The organism is Phenylobacterium sp. FG114, assembly GCF_057809855.1.
Window position 1 is genome coordinate 98,367 of record NZ_JBMDKU010000013.1, and the last position, 16,815, is coordinate 115,181.

20 protein-coding genes are annotated in these 16,815 nt (G+C 69.0%); 12 read left to right on the forward strand and 8 right to left on the reverse strand.

The annotated features are described in order from the left end of the window. The first annotated feature begins 51 nt into the window (after positions 1-51). A complete protein-coding gene (locus ACODSY_RS20135) occupies positions 52-261 on the forward strand; it encodes a hypothetical protein (protein WP_488953671.1) in 210 nt (69 codons plus the stop codon). Between the two features lie 84 nt (positions 262-345). Here the strand turns inward: ACODSY_RS20135 and ACODSY_RS20140 are convergent, their stop codons facing one another. Then, complete coding sequence (locus ACODSY_RS20140) at positions 346-843, reverse strand: GAF domain-containing protein (RefSeq protein WP_488953672.1); 498 nt, start codon at positions 841-843, stop codon at positions 346-348. A 186-nt stretch (positions 844-1,029) separates the two neighbouring features. Here ACODSY_RS20140 and ACODSY_RS20145 point away from each other — a divergent pair, with 186 nt between their 5' ends. Beyond that, entirely contained in the window at positions 1,030-1,215 is a 186-nt protein-coding gene (locus ACODSY_RS20145) for a hypothetical protein (protein WP_488953673.1), read from the forward strand. A gap of 32 nt (positions 1,216-1,247) precedes the next feature. Here ACODSY_RS20145 and ACODSY_RS20150 read toward each other — a convergent pair whose 3' ends face one another. Beyond that, the gene (locus ACODSY_RS20150; protein ID WP_488953674.1) at positions 1,248-1,736 is read right to left on the reverse strand and encodes a CinA family protein; all 489 of its coding nucleotides are present in this window, start codon (positions 1,734-1,736) and stop codon (positions 1,248-1,250) included. 85 nt (positions 1,737-1,821) lie between these two features. Between ACODSY_RS20150 and ACODSY_RS20155 the strand changes: the two genes are divergently transcribed. The 6 genes from ACODSY_RS20155 to ACODSY_RS20180 all read left to right on the forward strand — a co-directional run bounded on the left by ACODSY_RS20155 (position 1,822) and on the right by ACODSY_RS20180 (position 5,319). Next, positions 1,822-3,054, forward strand: a complete 1,233-nt coding sequence (locus tag ACODSY_RS20155; protein ID WP_488953675.1) for a serine hydrolase domain-containing protein — start codon at positions 1,822-1,824, stop codon at positions 3,052-3,054. Between the two features lie 77 nt (positions 3,055-3,131). Beyond that, positions 3,132-3,611: a DUF1579 domain-containing protein gene (locus tag ACODSY_RS20160; protein WP_488953676.1), complete on the forward strand. Its 480-nt coding sequence runs from the start codon at positions 3,132-3,134 to the stop codon at positions 3,609-3,611. A 6-nt stretch (positions 3,612-3,617) separates the two neighbouring features. Next, entirely contained in the window at positions 3,618-4,235 is a 618-nt protein-coding gene (locus ACODSY_RS20165; protein ID WP_488953677.1) for a LysE family translocator, read from the forward strand. Between the two features lie 20 nt (positions 4,236-4,255). Then, positions 4,256-4,489 carry a BolA family protein gene (locus ACODSY_RS20170; protein ID WP_488953678.1) on the forward strand — a complete coding sequence of 78 codons (234 nt, stop codon included), beginning with the start codon at positions 4,256-4,258 and terminating at the stop codon, positions 4,487-4,489. A gap of 66 nt (positions 4,490-4,555) precedes the next feature. Next, positions 4,556-4,903, forward strand: a complete 348-nt coding sequence (gene grxD, locus ACODSY_RS20175; protein WP_488953679.1) for a Grx4 family monothiol glutaredoxin — start codon at positions 4,556-4,558, stop codon at positions 4,901-4,903. Next, positions 4,900-5,319 carry an acyl-CoA thioesterase gene (locus ACODSY_RS20180; RefSeq protein ID WP_488953680.1) on the forward strand — a complete coding sequence of 140 codons (420 nt, stop codon included), beginning with the start codon at positions 4,900-4,902 and terminating at the stop codon, positions 5,317-5,319. Before grxD ends, ACODSY_RS20180 begins: the two co-directional genes overlap by 4 nt. Here ACODSY_RS20180 and ACODSY_RS20185 read toward each other — a convergent pair. Further along, on the reverse strand, positions 5,312-6,817 hold the full coding sequence (locus ACODSY_RS20185) for a tetratricopeptide repeat protein (RefSeq protein WP_488953681.1): 1,506 nt from the start codon (positions 6,815-6,817) through the stop codon (positions 5,312-5,314). The two genes, ACODSY_RS20180 and ACODSY_RS20185, sit on opposite strands and share 8 nt — an antisense overlap. Positions 6,818-6,997: 180 nt before the next feature. Between ACODSY_RS20185 and ACODSY_RS20190 the strand changes: the two genes are divergently transcribed. Then, positions 6,998-8,119 carry a mechanosensitive ion channel family protein gene (locus tag ACODSY_RS20190; RefSeq protein ID WP_488953682.1) on the forward strand — a complete coding sequence of 374 codons (1,122 nt, stop codon included), beginning with the start codon at positions 6,998-7,000 and terminating at the stop codon, positions 8,117-8,119. A gap of 104 nt (positions 8,120-8,223) precedes the next feature. Here ACODSY_RS20190 and rpsD read toward each other — a convergent pair whose 3' ends face one another. Next, a complete protein-coding gene (gene rpsD, locus ACODSY_RS20195; RefSeq protein WP_488953683.1) occupies positions 8,224-8,841 on the reverse strand; it encodes a 30S ribosomal protein S4 in 618 nt (205 codons plus the stop codon). Between the two features lie 278 nt (positions 8,842-9,119). Between rpsD and ACODSY_RS20200 the strand changes: the two genes are divergently transcribed. After that, positions 9,120-10,370 carry an LLM class flavin-dependent oxidoreductase gene (locus tag ACODSY_RS20200; RefSeq protein ID WP_488953684.1) on the forward strand — a complete coding sequence of 417 codons (1,251 nt, stop codon included), beginning with the start codon at positions 9,120-9,122 and terminating at the stop codon, positions 10,368-10,370. A 34-nt stretch (positions 10,371-10,404) separates the two neighbouring features. Beyond that, positions 10,405-11,211 (forward strand): SDR family oxidoreductase, encoded by an 807-nt coding sequence (locus tag ACODSY_RS20205; protein ID WP_488953685.1) that lies wholly within the window; start codon positions 10,405-10,407, stop codon positions 11,209-11,211. A 49-nt stretch (positions 11,212-11,260) separates the two neighbouring features. On the opposite strand, the gene ACODSY_RS20210 is transcribed toward ACODSY_RS20205, so the two are convergent. Genes ACODSY_RS20210 through ACODSY_RS20225 form a run of 4 tightly spaced genes read right to left on the reverse strand, consistent with a single transcriptional unit; the run spans position 11,261 to position 15,736 of the window. After that, positions 11,261-12,586, reverse strand: coding sequence for a DUF1254 domain-containing protein (locus ACODSY_RS20210; protein WP_488953686.1), 1,326 nt, complete (start codon positions 12,584-12,586; stop codon positions 11,261-11,263). A gap of 47 nt (positions 12,587-12,633) precedes the next feature. Beyond that, positions 12,634-13,875, reverse strand: coding sequence for a DUF1254 domain-containing protein (locus ACODSY_RS20215; RefSeq protein WP_488953687.1), 1,242 nt, complete (start codon positions 13,873-13,875; stop codon positions 12,634-12,636). Beyond that, on the reverse strand, positions 13,872-14,960 hold the full coding sequence (locus tag ACODSY_RS20220; protein ID WP_488953688.1) for an NAD(P)H-dependent flavin oxidoreductase: 1,089 nt from the start codon (positions 14,958-14,960) through the stop codon (positions 13,872-13,874). Before ACODSY_RS20220 ends, ACODSY_RS20215 begins: the two co-directional genes overlap by 4 nt. Beyond that, positions 14,957-15,736: an RNA methyltransferase gene (locus ACODSY_RS20225; RefSeq protein WP_488953749.1), complete on the reverse strand. Its 780-nt coding sequence runs from the start codon at positions 15,734-15,736 to the stop codon at positions 14,957-14,959. The genes ACODSY_RS20220 and ACODSY_RS20225 overlap by 4 nt, the downstream gene beginning before the upstream one ends. 100 nt (positions 15,737-15,836) lie before the next feature. Between ACODSY_RS20225 and bla the strand changes: the two genes are divergently transcribed. Further along, complete coding sequence (bla, locus tag ACODSY_RS20230; RefSeq protein ID WP_488953689.1) at positions 15,837-16,793, forward strand: class A beta-lactamase; 957 nt, start codon at positions 15,837-15,839, stop codon at positions 16,791-16,793. Positions 16,794-16,815: the final 22 nt, after the last annotated feature.

The window sequence follows — 16,815 nt, forward strand, 5'->3', positions numbered from 1 at the left end:
CCCTTGGGGCGTCGGGTCGCTCATGACCCCATGCGCAACAGGAACAAGACTATGAACCTTCGCTTCGCCGCCGCGGCCCTGGCCGCCGTCACGCTCGCCGGCGCCCCGGCCCTCGCCCTCGCCCAGGGCTCGACCGAGGCCTCGACGCCGGTCCCGAACCCGCCGGCCAAGATGGCGACGCACAAGACGGCTCATCACGCCAAGGCCAAGCCCGCCGCCAAGAAGGCCGCGGCGAAGACCGAAGCCAAGACCGCCAAGTAGGATCGCCCCCTCCACTGTCATCCCGGTCGCAGGCCCGCCCCGCGCGTCGCAGGGCCGGGATGACAGATCTCGTTGGTTCCTCGGCTAGTTCGAGAACGTCCGCGCCAGGATCTTCTCCAGCCATTCGCGGTCGACGCCGTCGAACGCCGCCGGTGTTTCGGAGTCCACGTCGAACACCGCGATAAGCCGCCCTTCCGCGTCGAACACCGGCGCCACAATCTCGCTGGCCGACCGGCTGTCGCAGGCGATGTGGCCGGGAAACGCATGTACGTCCTGAACCACCTGGGTCTGGCGCGTGGCCGCCGCTGTCCCGCACACTCCGCGCCCGAACGCGATCCGCATGCAGCCCAGCGTGCCCTGGTAGGGACCGACCACCAGCTCGTCGCCCTTGGCCTCGTCCACCACGTAGAAGCCGGTCCAGAAATAGTGGCTGAAGCTGTTGGACAGCATCGAGCTCACCGTCGCCATCCGCGCCACCCGATTGGGCTCGCCGTCCAGCACCGAGGCAATCTCCTCAGCCACCGCCGCATAGCGCTCCGCCTTCTCGGCGGGCAGGATCAGGTCGTTGAATGCTTCGGCCATGGTGGGGATGTAGCGACGCGCGCGCGGCTGAACCAGTCCTGCTCGCCCGCCCCTCGCGCCTCGCGCGGGCTGCCCGCGAGAATTCGCGCAACAGGGGCAAGGACTTGAGCCCCGGCCGCAACTAGCGCTCTTGCCGTGCCAGGGGTCGGGAGAGCCCCTGAAGACCTCGCTTCGGGGGGAGCAGGAATGCAGTTCATTCTGAGCGCCGTCGGCGAATATCTCGCCTGGTCGCAGCAGGCCGGCGTGTTCGGCGCGATGGCCGACGCCCTGCGCGAAGCCGAGGCCATCCTAGAGCGCGACCCCGCCTGCGAGGCCGTCGAGATCTTCGCCGAAGGCCGTTTCCTGCGCGACGTCGAGCGCCGCCCGAACTGAGAGGCGCTTCAAGCCTTCGTCGGCTTGGCGCCCTAGGCGAGCGACTTCAGAGCCCGGTTGAGCAGGTCCAGCGCCGCCGCCGCGAAGGCGCGCATGTTCGCCGACCGATCCTCCGAGCCGGTCTCGACGGTCAGCACCGCTTCCACCGGACCCGTCACCGCCACGCAGGTGTGTCCCGCGGCGTCGCCGTACGGGTTGCCCGTCGGCCCCGCCGCCCCGGTTTCGGAGATGCCCCAGGTCGCGCCGTAACGCTCCACCTGGTTGCGCGCCAGCAGCAGCGCATAAGGTTCGCTGGCTGAGCGGATGCCGGTCAGCGCCTCCTTCGGGATGTCGGTCAGCAGCACGCGGGCCTTGGCCGTGTAGACCACCGCTCCACCGAGATAGTAGGCGCTGGCGCCCGGCACGCTCAGCAGCGCCGCCGAGATCAGCCCGCCGGATGAGCTCTCGGCCACCGCGATCTTCTCGCCCCGCGCCTTCAGAGCCTCGCCGATCTCCGCCGCCAGGGCTTCCAGCTCGTCCATACCGATCCTTCCACTTGGCCAAACGCCTGTTCGTCGCCCATGATGGGGTCATTCAAACAGAAAGCCATACTGTCGGGAGGATTTGATGGACGCCCAGTCGCAGTGGACCGGCCTGGACGCAGGCCGCCTGGAGCGCATCACCGAGCATCTGGAGCGCAACTATATCGGTCCGGGCAAGATCCCTGGGTGCCAGGTCAGCGTCGCCCGACACGGCCACCTGGCCTATTTCAAGTCCTTCGGGTCGATGGATCTGGAGCGCGGCAAGGCGACCCGCGACGACACGATCTACCGCATCTATTCCATGACCAAGCCGATCACCTCGGTGGCGCTGATGACGCTGTACGAGCGCGGGCATTTCCAGCTCAACGACCCCGTCTCGCGCTTCGTCCCGTCGTGGAAGGACCACCGGGTCTGGATCTCGGGCGAAGGCGCCGACATGAAGACCGAGGCTCCGGTGCGCCCGGTCACCTTCCGCGACGTGCTCTGCCACACCGCGGGGCTCACCTACGGCGGCGGCCTGCCGGGCGTCGGCATCCAGCACCCGATCGACAAGGTCTACCGTGAGCTCAAGGTTCGCTCGCTGGGCTCGACCGACTCCATGCAGACGTTCATGGACAAGCTCAGCCAGGTGCCGCTGCGCTATCAGCCGGGCGCCGCCTGGATGTACTCGCTCGCCACCGACGTCTGCGGCGCCCTGGTCGAGATCATCTCGGGCAAGCCGTTCGCCCAGTACCTCGACGAGGAAATCTTCGGCCCGCTGGGTATGAAGGACACCGCCTTCCAGGTCGCGCCGGAGAAGAAGGACCGCTTCGCGGCCAACTATCAGCGCGGCCCCGAGAAGAAGCTCAAGCTGATCGACGACCCAGAGACCTCGGCCTACAATTTCGAGCCCGGCTTCAAGTCGGGCGGCGGCGGCCTGACCGGCACCAGCGCCGACTACTTGCGCTTCTGCGAGATGCTGCGCCGCGGCGGCGAGCTGGACGGCCATCGCGTCCTGGGTCCGCGCACCCTGGCGCTCATGCACATGAACCATCTGCCCGGCGGCAAGCAGCTCACCGAGTGCGCCTTGGGCGGCTTCTCCGAGACGGCCTACGACGGCGTGGGCTTCGGCCTTGGCTTCGCGTCCACCATGGGCGAGGTGGAGTCCGGCGGCCTGGGCGCCGGCGACTACTATTGGGGCGGCGCCGCCTCGACGATCTTCTGGGTGGACCCGAAGGAGGATCTCTGCGTGGTCTTCATGACCCAGCTGATGCCGTCGGGCACCTTCAACTTCCGCGGTCAGCTCAAGAGCATCATCTACAGCGCGATCATCGACTGAAGCCTTGAAGACGCTGCTGACACGCCGGTGTCAGCAGTGGTCGCCTATCCCTTGGCCTGGACCGAGGGAGACGGGCAATGGCCTACGACGGCTACGACGACGGACGACGCGACTTCCATTTCCTCTACGGGCGCTGGACCGTGGAGCACCGCCGGCTCAAGGTGCGCGGCGCGGGCGCCGACGACTGGGACGTCTTTCACGGCGTCACCTTCTGCCAGGGCCTGATGGGCGGGCTGTGCAACGTCGACGAGAACGACTTCCCCGAGCGCGGCTTCCAGGGGCTGTCGTTCCGCACCTTCGATGTGCAGGCGCGGCAATGGGCCATCTACTGGGTCAACAGCCAGACCGGCGGCCTGCAGGACCCGGTCTTCGGCCGCTTCGAGGACGGGATTGGACTGTTCTTCGGCGACGATGTGGACGGCGACCGCCCGGTGAAGGTCGTTTATCGTTGGGACCAGATCACCTCGGCCTCCGCCCGCTGGAGCCAGGCCTTTTCGTACGACGACGGCGAGACCTGGGAGACCAACTGGACGATGGCCTTCACCCGCACCGCCTGAGAGGCCATGACCGAGCACATCGTTTCGCTGGGCGCGCTGTTCCTGCTGGCGCTCGGAACGTCCGTGATCCCCGGGCCATCCAACTTCCTGACCATGCGGGTGGCCATGCGGCGGGGCCGCGGGCCGGCCCTGGCCACCGCGCTCGGCACGACGCTGGGCTGCGTGATCTGGTGCGCCGCCGCGGCGATCGGCTTGGCCGCCCTGCTCGCCGCCGCGCCGTGGCTCTACAAGATCCTGCGCATCGGCGGCGGCGCGTACCTGATCTGGTTCGCCATCGCGCTCTGGCGCGCCAAGCCCGAGCCCGAGGCGGTCGAGCCCCCTCCGGGCGCGGCCAAGGCCGCCTTCTGGCAAGGCCTCGCCATCTGCCTGACCAACCCGAAGTCGGTGCTGTTCTTCGCCTCGGTCTTCTCGGCCTACGTCGGCCCCAACACGCCGGGCTGGGTGCACTGGGCCGCAGTGGTGGTGGTCACCGCCACCTGCCTGCTGTGGCAGGCCGGCCTGGCGCTCGCCTTCTCGTCCCTGCGCGCCGCCACCGCCTATGCGCGGGCGCAGAAGCCGCTGGATCGCGGCGCGGCGGGCCTGATGGGCGCGTTCGGCCTCTCGCTGCTCTGGACCTGGGGCTGAGGCGGGACTAAGCCCGGCTCATGCCGATGTCCCAACCCGACCTGGAAGCCGCCCTGCGCGAGGGCTTCCCCGACGCCGAGATCGAGGTCACCGACCTGGCCGGCGATGGCGACCACTACAAGGCCCGCATCGTCTCGGCCGCCTTCAAGGGCATGCCGCGCGTGCGCCAGCACCAGCTCGTCTACGCGTCGCTGAAGGGCAAGATGGGCGGCGAGCTCCACGCCCTGGCGCTCGAGACGTCTGCGCCAGCCTGACGCCTTGACCCTGCGGGCGTGCGTCCCTAGCTCTTGGCAGACGATTTTGCGCCGAAAGGGCGTCCGATGACCGACACGACCGCCACCGAGAACCCCGTCCACGACTGGATCGCCAAGTCCGTGGCCGAGCATCCCGTCATCCTCTTCATGAAGGGCGAGCCGGAACAGCCCCGCTGCGGGTTCTCGGCCGTGACCGTTCAGATCCTCGACCATCTCGGAGTCGAGTTCGTCGGCGTCGACGTGCTGCAGTCCGAGCCGCTGCGCGAGGGCATCAAGACCTTCTCCGACTGGCCGACCATCCCGCAGCTCTACATCAAGGGTGAGTTCGTCGGTGGCAGCGACATCGTGCGCGAGATGTTCCAGTCCGGCGAGCTGAAGACCATGTTGGAAGAACAAGGCCTTCTCACCGCGTGACGAAGCTGCTCGAACCGCCGGAGGGCCGGCAGGTCTTCCGCCTGACGTTCGAGCCCGCTGCAGACGACATCGACGAGAACGGCCACGTGAACAATGTGGTCTACCTCCGCTGGGCCCAGGACATGGGTGTCGCCCACTGGCGGTCCAAGGCGCCGGCCGACGCCCAGGCGACCTGGGCCTGGATCGCGCTGCGCCACGAGATCGACTACCGCCGCGCGCTCCTGCCGGGCGAGATCGCCCAGGCCCGCACCTGGGTCGCCGAGGCGCCCGAGGGCCCGCGCTTCGACCGCTTCATCCGCATCGACGGCCCTGACGGCCAGATGTGCGCCCAGGTCCACACTACCTGGGTCCTGATCGAGCAGGCCACCGGGCGGCCAAGACGGGTGCCCGGCTGGATCCCGGAGATGTTCACTTAACCGGCGTCGGCGATGGCTTGGTCGGCGCTGCGTCATCGTCGTCCGCCGTCGCATCGTCGACGTCCCGGCTCTCGACGCGGTCCCCATTCAGCATGGCCCGGGCCATGCTGGCCGCCCGTCCTCCGTGCGGGTTGTTCAGGACCGGCGCCAGCACCTTCGCGGCCTCGTCGCGGCGTCCTTTCTGGACCAGCGCCACGCCAAGCCGGAACGAGTTCTCCTCCACCGCCGGCGCCAGCAGGCGAGCTTCCCTCAGCGCGGCCAGGTCGTTGTCCGTCGGGAAGGACGGTTCGATGGAACGGCTGAGGGCATAGGCGTAGAGCGTGCGGAAGTCGTCCTTGTCGAGCTGATAGGCCTTGGCCAGCAGGGGCCTCGCGGCGCGATATCGAGCCTCCCGTTCGTCGCCATTCCGCATGCCCGCCATGATCTGGCCTGAGCCGGCCAGCAGCAGGTCCTCCACGTCGTCGCCCTTCGCGGCCACGCGTCTCCGCATGATCGCCTCGCCGGCCGCCACATCGCCCATCACGAATTCCGCTCGCGCCAGCGTCCGCTCGGCCAGAGCGTCGCCTGGGTACTTTGCCGCCTTGCGACGCACGCCAGCGAGGAAGTCGGCGTCCACCCGCCCGGTCGGAGCGAGAACCAGCCTCATCTCGTCCAACAGGAGGTCATCCGCGCTCCGCGGCAGGGCGGTCACCAGCATCTGAGGCGCGAGGTTGGGGTTCCCGACGCCGATCATGGGCAGTTTCTGATACCTTTTCAGGGCGGCGTTGAGCTCCGGAATGGTCATGCCGGTCGCGCTCTGGAACGACTTCACCGGGTCCTTGCCGTCCGCGATGGCGCGGATCGCTTGATCCAGCTGCGCCGCGCGTTTTTCGTCGCTGCGCATGTAGTGGGTGAGCAGCCAGGCCTGCGAATAGTAGGCGTTCGCCCGCTCGGGACGCGTCTCCGCGGTGGTTTTGGACAGGAGGTCGTCCCACGGCAGCCAGACATCGTTGAAGATCGCGTAGGCGCGCGCCTGATTGTAATTCCCGACCTTGATCTGATCCTTCGTGATCTCCGTGGTCATGAAGTATTCCGCCCAGCCTTCGATGAACCAGGCGGGATAGGCGACCGGGAAGTTCTCGAGCATGAAGTGGTGGGCGTACTCGTGGAACAGCACGTCGTCAGAGCCGAGGCCGCCGCCGTTCCTTACCGCGAAGGCGAAGACGCCCTCGTTCATGGCGCTGTAGAAGCCCTGCGTGTACTTCCGCGACCATGGCCGAACGCGCCTCAGTTCGCCCTCGCTCGACAGCAGGAAGACCTGAACCTTGGTCCCGACCGGGCGGTCCTTCGTCGACGGGTGGAAGACGCGCAGCAGCCAATCATAGGTGGTCAACTTCGTGGCGAAGTCCCTGACCGCGCGCTCGTTGCCCTGGCCATAGACCACGAACCGGTCCGTCTCCGCACGGATCCATGCGGCGTGCGCTGGCCCGGCAAGGGCGAGGACGCCTACGACGCTCAACAAAAGGCGCGCCGCGCGACTCCAGTACGACATTGTCCCCCCGAACGCTCACTGGTTGCAGGAGGTTAGGGGCGCGCCTTCGACGTGTCGAGCCGGGCGGCGCAGGTCACCGCGCGACGTGCGTGAGCGTGCGGGACACGTTCGCCTAGAACCAAACGGCGTCCCACCGGTTAGTCAGGCATGCCCCAGTACACGTTGCACGTACCCGCCGCCCTGGCGTGGATTCCGCTCTGGGTGATCGGCCTGGCTTTGCTTGCCGCCGCCCTGGCCGTCGCCCTGACCATCCATGAACTCCTCGTCCGCGCGGTCGGCAGGGCCCTGCGCAATCGCAGCGAGTTCACCCGGTCCCTAATCCTGCGCACCCGCCCCCCGGGCCGCTATGCCCTCATCGTCCTCGCGTTGTCCTGGGCCACGCGGATCGCGCCCTTCTCGCCGGAGCAGGCGCGGCTCCTCCAGCACGGGCTGCTGGTCGCCTTCATCGTGCTGATCGGCTGGGTGGTGCTCACCGCCCTCGACATCGCCACGGCGATTCACCTGCGCAAGTATCGGGTCGACGTCTCCGACAACCTCCTGGCCCGCAAGCATCTCACCCAGGCGCGCATCCTGCGCCAGGCGACCGCCTCGCTGGTGATCATCGTCACGGCCGGGCTGGCGTTGATGACCATCCCCGGCGTCCGCCAACTCGGCGTCAGCCTGCTGGCCGCGGGCGGCGCGGCGGGCATCATCGTCGGCCTCGCGCTGCAGCCCGTGCTGTCCAACATCATGGCCGGCGTCCAGATCGCCCTTACACAGCCGATCCGCATCGACGACGCCGTGATCGTCGAGGGCGAGTGGGGCCGGGTCGAGGAGATCAACTCCACCTATGTCGTGGTCCGCATCTGGGACCTACGCCGGCTGATCGTGCCGTTGCGCTACTTCCTGGAGAAGCCTTTCCAGAACTGGACGCGCGAGTCCGCGGACCTGCTCGGGGTGGTCATGCTCTACGTGGATTACGCCGTGCCGGTCGACGCCATCCGCGAGCGCCTGAAGGATGTCCTCGAAGCCTCACCGCACTGGGACGGCAAGGTCTCCGTCGTGCAGGTCACCGACCTGAAGGAGCGTACGGTGGAGGTCCGCATCCTGGCCAGCGCGTCCAACGCCGGCGCAGCCTTCGACCTACGGTGCGAGATTCGGGAGAAGCTGCTGACCTGGCTCCGCGAGGTCCATCCGGAGGCGCTGCCCATCGATCGCCTGGAGATCCGGGGACCGGAAGCGGCCACGTCGCCGGCAGGGCGGCATGCGGGCGCGCAACAGGTCCAGTAGGCGGCGCGGCTGGCGCGCGCGGGAGGTCCCCAGCCCCCCGCCAAAGCAAAAGGCCCCGGATCGCTCCGGGGCCTTCGCAAATTCGCTTCGAGGTCGGCGGGGTCTTACGACGCGTAGAATTCGACCACGAGGTTCGGTTCCATCTTCACCGGGTACGGCACTTCGGCCAGTTCCGGCGCGCGGACGAACGTGGCGGCCATGCCCTTGGCGTCGACCGTGATGTAGTCGGGCGTGTCACGCTCGGACGAGCCGAGAGCTTCCAGCACCAGGGCCATGTTGCGCGAACGCTCGCGCACAGAGACGACGTCGCCCGGCTTCACGCGATAGGAGGCGATGTTCACGCGCTTGCCGTTCACCAGGACATGGCCGTGGTTGACGAACTGGCGGGCGGCGAACGGGGTCGGGACGAACTTGGAGCGGTAGACCACCGCATCCAGGCGCGACTCGAGCAGGGCGATCAGGTTCTCCGAGGTGTTGCCCTTGCGGCGCGCCGCTTCCGTGTAGATGCGGACGAACTGCTTCTCGGTGATGTTGCCGTAGTAGCCCTTCAGCTTCTGCTTGGCGCGGAGCTGCAGGCCGAAGTCCGAGACCTTCGACTTACGACGCTGGCCATGCTGGCCGGGGCCGTAGGCGCGGGTGTTGATCGGAGACTTCGGACGACCCCAGACGTTCTCGCCCATCCGGCGGTCGAGTTTGTACTTGGCGCTATGGCGCTTGGACATATTCCACTCTTCATTCGACGCGGGCCGGCGTCCCTTCAGGAGGAACGCGATTTCAACGGCGGCCTTGCATCAACCCGTCATAGATTTCCGGCCACGCGAGAGGCCCCGGCGGCTGGAAGGCGCGGTGTATGACGTCTGGGAAGTTGGGAGTCAAGGATAGCGGCCCCGACGCGCCGGGGTCGCGCCGCTTCGCAATGACGTCGACAAAGAACTGCGATGACCTTGGGGGAACTCCGCTACGGATCGTTCCAAGGCGCAAATAACGGGGAGTCTCGATCATGGCACGGATGAAGTTCGGCGCGTTCCTCGCCCCTCACCACCCCATCGGCGAGCACCCGATGCTCCAGATGCGCAACGACATCCGGCTGGCGGCCGAGCTCGACGCACTGGGTTATGATGAGTTCTGGGTCGGCGAGCACCACTCCACCGGGTGGGAGATGATCGCCTCGCCGGAGATGTTCCTGGCCGGCGTGGCCCAGCACACGCATCGCATCCGCCTGGGCACGGGCGTCGTCTCGCTGCCCTATCACCACCCCTTCAACGTCGCTCAACGCATGGTCCAGCTCGACCATATGAGCGGCGGTCGCCTGATCTTCGGCACGGGCCCCGGCGCCCTGCCCTCGGACGCTTACATGCTGGGCATCGACCCCATGACCCAGCGCGACCGCCAGGACGAGGCGATCGGCGTCCTGCAGCGGCTGTTCGCGGGCGAGCGGGTCACCCACAAGAGCGATTGGTTCACGCTCCAGGACGCGCGTCTCCAGCTCTTCCCGCTTCAGGAAGAGCTCCCGATGGTCACCGCCTCGTCGATCAGCCCCTCGGGCATGACGCTGGCCGGGAAATACGGTCTGGGCGTGCTCTCCATCGGTTCCAATTCCGATGCCGGCCTGGCCGCGTTGCCGACGCAATGGGGCTTCGCCGAGCAGGCCGCCGCCAAGTCCGGCAAGGCGGTCGACCGCAAGGACTGGCGCGTGTTGATGTCGTGGCACATCGCTGAGACCCGCGAGGAGGCCCGCGCCCAGGCTGGAGCCGGCCTCATGAAGTGGCACAACGAATACACCGTCGGCACGCTGATGCGGCCGGGCGCCGAGCTCTTCAAGAGCCCCGACGACGCGGTCGACCAGACCGCCTATGTGGACGGCGCCGCCTCTGTGATCGGCACGCCGGACGACCTGATCGCCGCGATCCGCAAGCTGCAGGCGTCGGCCGGCGGCTTCGGCGTGGTGCTGGGCTTCGTCCACGACTGGGCCAACCGCGAGAACACCTCCCGCAGCTGGGATCTGGTGGCGCGCTACGTGATCCCCGAAATTCAGGGCCTCCTCGAAGGCTATCGCACCTCGCGCCAGTACGTAGTCGAGCACCGGGAATCGTTCGAGCGCGCCGGCCAGGCCGTGCTGAGCAAGATCATGTCGCACGAAGGCGCGGCGGCCGCCCTGAAGGAAGGCATGGCCGCGGGCGCCGCGATGCGCTCGCCCAACGCCCCGGATCTCGACAAGGCGGCCCGCGATCTCGAGCAGAAGGGCGGGTAACCTCGCCGCGGCGGCGCATCGATAGAGGTACGAGATGGGCGCGAACGGACGACAGTCGATCTTCATCACCGGCGCTGCGTCGGGCATGGGCCGCGAGACGGCGCGCCTGTTCGCCGGCAAGGGCTGGTTCGTCGGCGGCTTTGACGTGAACGACGCGGGGCTGGCCGCCCTGCGCGACGAACTGGGGCCGGGCAACTGCTTGGTCCGCCGTCTCGACGTCACCGACCGCGAGGACTACCGCCTGGCGCTGGAGGCGTTCGGCGAGGCCACCGGCGGCGCCATGGACATCCTCTACAACAACGCGGGCATCGGCCGCGGCGGGCCCTTCGCCGACCAGCCGTTCGAGGATGTGCTGGCGGTGGTGAACGTCAACCTGATCGGGGTCCTGATCGGTATCCACACGGCGCTACCGCTGTTGAAGGCGACGCCGGGATCCATGTGTTTCACGACCTCCTCGTCCTCGGCCACGTTCGGCATGCCCGGCATCGCGGTCTATTCGGCGACCAAGCACGCCGTGAAAGGGCTCACCGAGGCGCTGTCAGTCGAGTTCAAGGCGTTCGGGATCAAGGTGGCCGACGTGCTCCCCGGCCTGATCGACACGCCAATCCTCCCGCCCGGCGCCGTTGAGAGCGCGCCCAAGGACGGGCCCTTCCGCGCCATCCCGCCGATGGAGGTCGCCAAGGTCGTCTGGGAGGCCTACCACTCCGAAAAGCTGCACTGGTACGTGCCGCCGGAGCTCGTCGAGCTGGACAAGGCGGCCACCCTGACGCCGGAGGCCGTCCGCGAACAGTTCGCCGCGGGTCAGACCATCCTCAAGGCCGTGGCGACGGACGCCAGCTAGGAGGCCCGCGGGCGGCAATTGGCGAGCCCGGCGCCGATCACGCGTAAGCTCAGGCGAGCGTCAGCGCCGGCAGGCGGTAGCGGCCGTCCTGGAAGTCGCTGGTGGGCAGGTAGGCGCGGAAGCTCAGGCTGAACGGTCCGTCGGGCGGCGCGGGCAGCCAGTTGGCGCTTCGGTCGCCGCCCGGATCGCCGCGGGCGATCCACAGGTCGAGCGAGCCGTCGGGGTTCTTCCGGAGCCCAGGCGTCCGGTCGCCGATGGCGTAGCGCTGGATCGGGTTTTCCACGAGGAAGAACTGTGCGTCGTCGGTTGGCCGGTACATGGTCAGCGACCAGAAGGCGTCGACGGGCGGCAGCTGGCCCGCCGCGAAGTGCATCCGGTACGGCCCCGGCCCGTTGAAGGTCCGCCCCTGGTCAGCGACCGGCTGCATGTACATCGCCTCGGCAGGCGGCAAGGCCGCCAGGCCGATCAGCGCCACGGCGGCGCGGAACAGATAGTCCTGATGGAAATAGCCAAGGGTGTGGCGCGGATAGGTCCAGCCCTGGGCCGAGTCGCCAGGCTTCATGGTCCGGATCGCTTCCTTCGCGTCGCCGACCCCAGCCTCCAGTTCGGCGACCGCCGCCGCACCGAACCTCTTGGGATCGAAGGCGCCCTTGGCGGTCAGGCCCAGCGGGCTCACGCGGGCGAACACCGTCCCGTCCGTCGCGGGCGGCGGATCGGAGGCCAGCAGGTCGGCCAGCGAGGCGAAGTACTCCAGCGCGCTCGACCGCCGCGTCGCATAGGCCTTCACCGGGGGCAGGCCGGCTGGCCCTTCCAGCCTGAGCTGATCCTGGATCTTGTGGACCGCCCGCAGGTCCTCCGGGCCATCGACCAGAGTGCGCACCAGCAGCCAGCCGTGCGCGGTTTCGAGCCGCACCACGTTGGGGCCTGACCCCGCCTGTCCCGGCCCGACGATGGTGTAGTGCCCGCCGGCCCCGCCCGTCGTCCGCGTGCCCAGCACGAAGTCGTTGTCGGTCCACATGTTCATGCCCGCCAGCGAGATATAGCGGTCGCCGGTCGGCGGCACGGTCAGGGTGACCGGTCCCTTGGTCAGGTCCAGCCAGGCGCTGGAATAGAGCGTGTCGTTGTTGGGCGAGGTGATCGTGCGGCCCTCGGGCCCGATCAGGTTGCGTGAATGGCCGAAGCTGTTGCGGCCCGCTGGCTGGCCGCCCCGCCCGTTCAGCATCCGGTCGCGCGCAGCCGCCATCTCGATCCACGGCAGGCCGTAGAGCCACGCCTCGCGCGCGGCGCTCCGCAGGTCGCCCGCCGCCGCGAACGCCCGCGCCGCCGGGATCATGCCGAGCGCGGCCACCGCCGCCATGAGTTCACGCCTGTTCACCCGCTACGCCTCCCTGAAGTCGGCGCGACCCTAGCGGGCGGGCGCCGTCAGGCAATCTGGAGCGAAGGCATACGGTAATAGCCCTGAAGCAACTCCGGCTTGGGCAGGTAGGCGCGCATGAAGAGCGCAAACGGGGCGGCCGGCGCCGGCAGCCAGTTGCCCTCGCGCTCGGCGCCCGGGCTTTCATGGCCGATCCAGATGTCGAGTGATCCGTCCGGATTGGCTCGCAGCCCGGGCGTACGGTCGCCGATGGCGTATCGGTTCATGGGGTTGTCCCAGAAGAAGAACTGCCCGTCGTCCGTCGCCTCGTAGAGGCTGAGCGACCAGAACGAGTTCACCGGCAGCGGCTCGTCCGCCGGGAAGTGCAGCCGCCAGCTCTTCGTTCCGTCGAACAGCTTGCCCGGCAGCGAACCCTCGCCCTGCAGGTACATGGCCTCGGCTGGCGGCAGCGCGGCCAGCCCGCCCAGCGCCACCGCGCCGCGCAAGAGGTAGTCCTGCTCGAAGTCGCCCAGGCGCGAGCTTGGGTACGACCAGCCCTGGATGAATTCCGTCCCTGAGAGGCCGCCTCCGCCGCGGACCGCCTTGCGGCCGTCGGCCACCCCAGCCTCGATCTCGGCGGCCTGCGCGGCCGAGAAACGGCTCGGATCGAAGCCATCCAGCAGGCCGAGGGGCGTCAGCGTGCGCAGCAGGCCAAGGTCGGTCACCGGCGGGGGATTGGCGGCCATCAGGGCCGCCGCGCTGGCGAAGTACTCGCGCCAGTCCGCAGAACGCGTCGCGTAGGGCCCGGGCGCCTCGGAGGCCGGGCCCTGCAGCGATATCGCGGCCTGCACCTCGCGCGCGGCCTCCAGGTCCTCGGGGCTCTCGACCAGAACCCGCGCCAGGGCCCAGACGTGATCGGTGGGCGAGCGCACGACGTTCCAGCCCTCCACCGCATCGCGTGGCCCCACCAGGCGGAAGGTCCCGCCGTCCGGTCCGGTGGTGCGGGTGCCGAGGATCGCGAAGTTATTGGTGTAGGCGTCCATCAGGGCCAGCGAGAGATAGCGGTCGCCGGCCGGCGGCAGGGTGATGGTCACCGGCCCGGCCGACAGATCGATCTGGGCCGTGGAGTAAAGGGTGTCGGTGTTTGGCGTGGTCACCGCCCGGTGCTTGTGGTTGGCCAGATGGCGCACGTGGGCGAACACGCCCATCCGGTGCCCCAGGGTCTGGCCGCGGTGGCGTGTCGTCGCCAGTTCGATCAGCGGCAGGGTGTAGATGTAGGCGTCCCTGGCCGCCGTACGCAGATCGGTCACTCGGTCTCCTGTCCTCGCCGGGTCCGGGCGGCGAGGGCGTCGGCGACCTCCGCCGCTTCCGCCCACCACGCCCGGATCATGTCGCCCGCCCGCCCCGGCCGCGCGAGCCGCACCGCCTGGCCGGCCCAGAGCGAGAGCATCTCCGGATCGTCGGCCTTGGCGGCGGCGGCGCGCAGCGGCTGGGTCAGCCGGTTCTGGACAGGATAGGCCGGGACCTCGCCCTCGACCCCATGCATCAGACGCATGAACCTGTTCTCGATTCCGCGGGCGTGGCGGCCCGTGAAGGCCCGCGTCAGCCGCGTCGCGTCGTCGGGCGCCGTCTGGGCGGCCCGCCGCCAGGGCTTCGAGGTGGTCGCCTCTTCGGCCAGGAGGAAGGCGGTGCCCATCTGGACCGCGGCCGCGCCCAGCGCCAGGCCCGCCGCCACGCCTCGCCCGTTCATGATCCCGCCCGCCGCGATCACCGGCAGGTCGACGGCGGCGCGGATCGTGGAGACCAGGGCCATGGTCCCCACCAGGCTGCCGTCGACGTCGCCCAGGAAGTGGCCACGGTGGCCGCCCGCCTCCGAGCCCTGAGCCGCGATCCCGTCGGCCCCCGCCTCGGCCCAGGCGCGGGCCTCCGCAGCGGTGGTCGCAGTCCCGACCACATAGGTTCCGGCCGCCTGCAGGCGCTTCACCTGCGCCGGCTTCAGGATCGAGAAGGTGAAGGAGGCCACCGGCGGCGCGGCGGCGACCAGGGCGTCGAACTGGGCCTCGAAGTCGGGGGCGAACTGGTTCGGCGTCTCGGGCAGCGGCGCGCCCAACTCGGCGTACCAGGGTGCGAGGCGCGCCAGCGCGGCCTCCACCTCCCCGGGCGCCGGATCCGCCTTGGGCGCCATGAGCAAATTCACCCCAAAGGGTTTGGATGTCGCCGCCCTGATCGCTGCGATGGTCGCGCTGAGCTCGGCTGGCGGCAGCGCCCCTGCCCCCAACGTCCCCATGCCGCCCGCCTCGCTCGCCGCCACCGTCAGCGCGTCCAGCGAGGCGCCCACCATCGGGGCCTGGATGATCGGGATCGGCAGGCTGTCCAGCAGGGCGGCGAGGCTCATCCGTCGCTGTCCTTCTTGCGCGCGATCTTCTCCAGCACTTTACCGCGCCCGCGGCTGAGCGCGGTTATCACCCCGCGGAACGTGCGCACTTCCTGGTCCGTGAAGCGCGCCTTGCCCAGGGCGGAGCGAAGGTTCTGGATCATGTTCGGCGTCTTTTCGGGCGGATGGAAGAAGCCGGCGGTGTCCAGCTCCCGCTCCAGGTGCTCGTACAGGCCCAGCATCGCCTCCCCGGAGGCGGTCCCCGGCCCGGGCCGGAAGGCGGGCGGCGCCGCGTCGGCCACCGTCATCCGCCATTCGTAGGCGTTGATCGCGACGGCCTGACCCAGATTGAGCGAGCGGAAGCGCGGATCGATGGGGATCGTCACCACGGCCTGGCAGAGCGCGATGTCGCTGGTCTCCAGTCCGGCCCGCTCGCCGCCGAACAGCAGGCCGCAGCGTTCGCCGCGCGCGGTGGCTTCCGACAGCTCGGCCGCCCCGGTGCGCGGCGTCAGCACCGGCAGGGTGAGCTCACGCGGACGGGCCGTGGTCGCGAACACGACCTGCAGGTCCGCAATCGCTTCGGCGACGCTGTCGTAGACGCGGGCCGCGTTCAGCGGCCATTCGGCGCCGGAGGCCAGCGCCCAGGCGCGCTCCTGGGGCCATCCGTCACGCGGGTTCACGAGCCGAAGATCGGCGAGGCCGAAATTGGCCATGACACGTGCTACGGCGCCGATGTTCTCGGCGAGCTGTGGCGCGTTCAGGATAACGACAGGTGCAGGGAGAGAGGCTTCAGCCATGCCGCGTTTAGAGGATTCCATGCGCCGGAAGGCAACCCTCGACCGTCGTTCCGTGCTGGCGGCCGCGCCCGCGGCCCTGCTCGCCGCCTGCGAGCCGAAGATGCCTGTCACGGTTTCGACGACGCCGGCCATGGACCTCGAAGGCATGACCAAGGCTGTTCGAGGCATCGCGGGCGCGGCGCGTCCGGGCGTGCTGGGCGTGGGCCTGACGAATCTCGAGAGCGGCCAGGTCTTCGTCTTCAACGGCGACCGGCGCTTTCCCATGCAGAGCGTGTTCAAGCTGCCCCTGGCTGCCGCGGTGCTGGCCGAGGCGGACGCCGGCCGCCTCCTGATGACCGAATCGTTCTTCCTGCTGGAGAACCAGCTCTCCGGTGGCTTCTCGCCGATCGCCGAGTCCTGGCCCCAACGGCGTGAGTACTCGCTGAAGGAGCTGTTCGAGGCGATGGTGATCGACAGCGACAACACCGCCGCCGACGTCCTCATGAAGCGGATCGGCGGACCCGGCGCAGTCACCGCCTGGCTCACGGCCCGCCACGTTCCGGAGGTTCGTGTCGATCGCTACGAGCGCGAGCTGCAGCCCGACGTCTATGGCATGCCCTCGTTCCGCCCGGCGTGGCGGGACGGCGCGGCCTTCGATGTGGCGCGCGACGCCGTGCCTGCCGCCGAGCGAATGGCCGCCATGCGCCGCTATATGGCCGACCCGCGCGACACCGCCACCCCGCGCGGCATGCTGGAACTGCTGCAGATGCTCGACCGGCAGGAGCTGATCTCGCCGGCGTCCACCAAGCTGCTGGTACAGCTGATGGGCGGCACATCGCGGGGCAATGCGCGAATCAAGGCCGGCCTGCCCAAGGACGCGTTCCTGGCCCATCGGCCTGGCACTTCGGGCGTCGACCAGGGAATCAGCACGGCCCACAATGACGTGGGGCTGTTCACGCTCGCCGACCGGCGTTCGTACGCCCTCGCCATTTTCCTCGCCGGATCGACGCTCGACGATGCAGGACGCGACCGGATCATCGCCGAAGTGACCCGCGCGGCCGTCAGAGCGGTCGGCTGACCCTTAGGGAGCCTTTGCGTCG

Coding starts and splice junctions, on each gene's coding strand:
- ACODSY_RS20160 (WP_488953676.1), top strand. CDS start 3,132: ATGGCCTACGACGGCTACGACGACGGACGACGCGACTTCCATTTCCTC.
- ACODSY_RS20205 (WP_488953685.1), top strand. CDS start 10,405: ATGGGCGCGAACGGACGACAGTCGATCTTCATCACCGGCGCTGCGTCG.
- ACODSY_RS20135 (WP_488953671.1), top strand. CDS start 52: ATGAACCTTCGCTTCGCCGCCGCGGCCCTGGCCGCCGTCACGCTCGCC.
- rpsD (WP_488953683.1), bottom strand. CDS start 8,841: ATGTCCAAGCGCCATAGCGCCAAGTACAAACTCGACCGCCGGATGGGC.
- ACODSY_RS20225 (WP_488953749.1), bottom strand. CDS start 15,736: ATGGCTGAAGCCTCTCTCCCTGCACCTGTCGTTATCCTGAACGCGCCA.
- ACODSY_RS20150 (WP_488953674.1), bottom strand. CDS start 1,736: ATGGACGAGCTGGAAGCCCTGGCGGCGGAGATCGGCGAGGCTCTGAAG.
- ACODSY_RS20200 (WP_488953684.1), top strand. CDS start 9,120: ATGGCACGGATGAAGTTCGGCGCGTTCCTCGCCCCTCACCACCCCATC.
- ACODSY_RS20165 (WP_488953677.1), top strand. CDS start 3,618: ATGACCGAGCACATCGTTTCGCTGGGCGCGCTGTTCCTGCTGGCGCTC.
- ACODSY_RS20140 (WP_488953672.1), bottom strand. CDS start 843: ATGGCCGAAGCATTCAACGACCTGATCCTGCCCGCCGAGAAGGCGGAG.
- ACODSY_RS20220 (WP_488953688.1), bottom strand. CDS start 14,960: ATGAGCCTCGCCGCCCTGCTGGACAGCCTGCCGATCCCGATCATCCAG.
- ACODSY_RS20170 (WP_488953678.1), top strand. CDS start 4,256: ATGCCGATGTCCCAACCCGACCTGGAAGCCGCCCTGCGCGAGGGCTTC.
- ACODSY_RS20155 (WP_488953675.1), top strand. CDS start 1,822: ATGGACGCCCAGTCGCAGTGGACCGGCCTGGACGCAGGCCGCCTGGAG.
- ACODSY_RS20145 (WP_488953673.1), top strand. CDS start 1,030: ATGCAGTTCATTCTGAGCGCCGTCGGCGAATATCTCGCCTGGTCGCAG.
- bla (WP_488953689.1), top strand. CDS start 15,837: ATGCCTGTCACGGTTTCGACGACGCCGGCCATGGACCTCGAAGGCATG.
- ACODSY_RS20190 (WP_488953682.1), top strand. CDS start 6,998: ATGCCCCAGTACACGTTGCACGTACCCGCCGCCCTGGCGTGGATTCCG.
- grxD (WP_488953679.1), top strand. CDS start 4,556: ATGACCGACACGACCGCCACCGAGAACCCCGTCCACGACTGGATCGCC.